The organism is Cellvibrio sp. (assembly GCF_053579595.1).
On the sequence record NZ_JBRFPI010000386.1, the window covers coordinates 1 to 1926 of the forward strand.

A 1926-nucleotide genomic window follows, 5' to 3' on the forward strand; every position below is an offset into this window, starting at 1 on the left:
TACTGCGCTCCTGATTGGTGCAGGTGAAACTATCGAACTGGTCGCACGCCATTTGGCAGAGCAGGGCATCAAACACATTATTGTGGCCAACCGCACCCTTGACCGCGCCCAACGCCTCGCGCGCGAATTTAACGGCGAAGCTATTTTGCTGGCCGATATTCCCGAGCAGTTGCATCGTGCCGATATTGTTATTTCATCGACAGCCAGCCAGTTGCCATTGCTTGGCAAAGGCGCAGTGGAATCGGCGCTGAAAAAACGCAAACACAAACCCATGTTTATGCTCGACATCGCCGTGCCGCGCGATATCGAAGAGCAAGTGGGCGAACTGGACGATGTGTATCTCTACACCGTGGATGATTTGCACGCGGTAATTGATGAAAACAAAAAATCCCGCGTCGCCGCTGCCGATCAAGCAGAGGAAATTATTAACGAAGGTGTCGAATTATTTCTACGTCACCAGCGCGCACTCAGTGCGGTTGAAACCGTAAAAGCCTATCGCAACAAAGCGGAGCAAATGCGCGATCTGGAATTGCAAAAAGCCCTGCGCAGTTTGCACACCGGTGTTAATCCCGAGCAAGTATTGCAGCAATTTGCACGCAACCTTACCAACAAATTAATCCATTCGCCGACGACGGTATTGAAAGAGGCGAGTGCCAGTTCCCGTCACCATGTTATCCAGGTGGCGCAAGAGCTGTTTGACCTGACAGTTAACCCTGCTGCTGATATAAGCAGCGATGCAAGTGAGCAATAATGAAAGCGTCTATTTTAGAAAAACTGGATCGCCTTAAAGAGCGCTACGAAGAAGTGAGTGCGATGTTGTCAGAAGCTGACACCATCAACAACCAAAACAAATTTCGCGATCTCTCCAAAGAGTACGCCGAGTTAGAACCGGTTGTGCAAGGCTATCAAAATTATTTGAACCTGCTCGCCAATATCGAAGAAGCCAAACACCTGCTGGTGGATGGCGATGCCGATATGAAAGAAATGGCTGAAGAAGAGTTGAAAGACTGCGAAGCGCAACTCGAACCTATGCAGTTGGAATTGCAAAAACTCTTGCTGCCAAAAGATCCTAACGACGAGAAAAACTGCTATCTCGAAATTCGCGCCGGTACCGGTGGTGATGAAGCCGCCATTTTTTCTGGCGATTTATTCCGTATGTATTCGCGCTACGCCGAGACCCAAGGCTGGCGAGTCGAAGTTTTAAGTCAGAACGAAGGCGAGCATGGCGGCTTTAAAGAAATTATCAGTTTAGTTAGCGGCCAGGGCGTATATTCCAAATTAAAGTTTGAATCGGGCGCCCACCGCGTGCAGCGCGTACCGGAAACCGAAGCGCAAGGGCGCATCCACACTTCCGCGTGTACGGTCGCGGTGATGCCAGAAGCGGATGAAATGGAAGAGATCAATATCAACAAAGCTGATTTGCGTATCGATACCTTTCGCGCGTCCGGCGCTGGTGGGCAGCACGTTAACAAAACCGATTCGGCTGTCCGCATTGTGCACTTACCCACCGGTTTGGTGATTGAATGTCAGGACGAGCGCTCGCAACATAAAAACCGCGCGCGCGCGATGAGTTTGCTCGCCACCAAATTAAAACAGGCGCAGGAAGACGCCGCGCATAAGTCGCTGTCTGATGAGCGCCGCAGCTTGGTTGGCTCGGGCGACCGTTCCGAGCGTATCCGCACCTACAATTATCCACAGGGCCGAGTGACTGATCACCGCATCAACCTCACACTCTATTCCTTGGATGCAATTATGCAAGGCGATTTGAATCCGGTGGTGCAACCGCTGGCAAATGAATATCAAGCCGATCAATTGGCAGCTATTGCGGATTAATTTGGTAAATGACTTCGTAGGTTGTGGCGGGCGGGGTAGGGTGAGCTTGCGAACCGCAACACTCTGAACGGGATTGATATGTTGCGGTTCGTT

General features: G+C 50.9%; 2 protein-coding genes. Both read left to right on the plus strand.

The window, feature by feature from the left end; all coding sequences use genetic code 11:
- Positions 1-751 (plus strand): glutamyl-tRNA reductase (hemA, locus tag ACWA6V_RS18205; protein WP_449523825.1); only part of this gene is annotated, 751 nt, incomplete at its 5' end.
- Complete coding sequence (prfA, locus tag ACWA6V_RS18210) at positions 751-1833, plus strand: peptide chain release factor 1 (RefSeq protein WP_449523826.1); 1083 nt, start codon at positions 751-753, stop codon at positions 1831-1833. The genes hemA and prfA, both read left to right, overlap by 1 nt.
- Positions 1834-1926 lie beyond the last annotated feature (93 nt).

What these genes read in the sequence shown, in the direction of transcription:
- prfA (WP_449523826.1), top strand. Translation starts at nt 751, where the DNA reads ATGAAAGCGTCTATTTTAGAAAAACTGGATCGCCTTAAAGAGCGCTAC.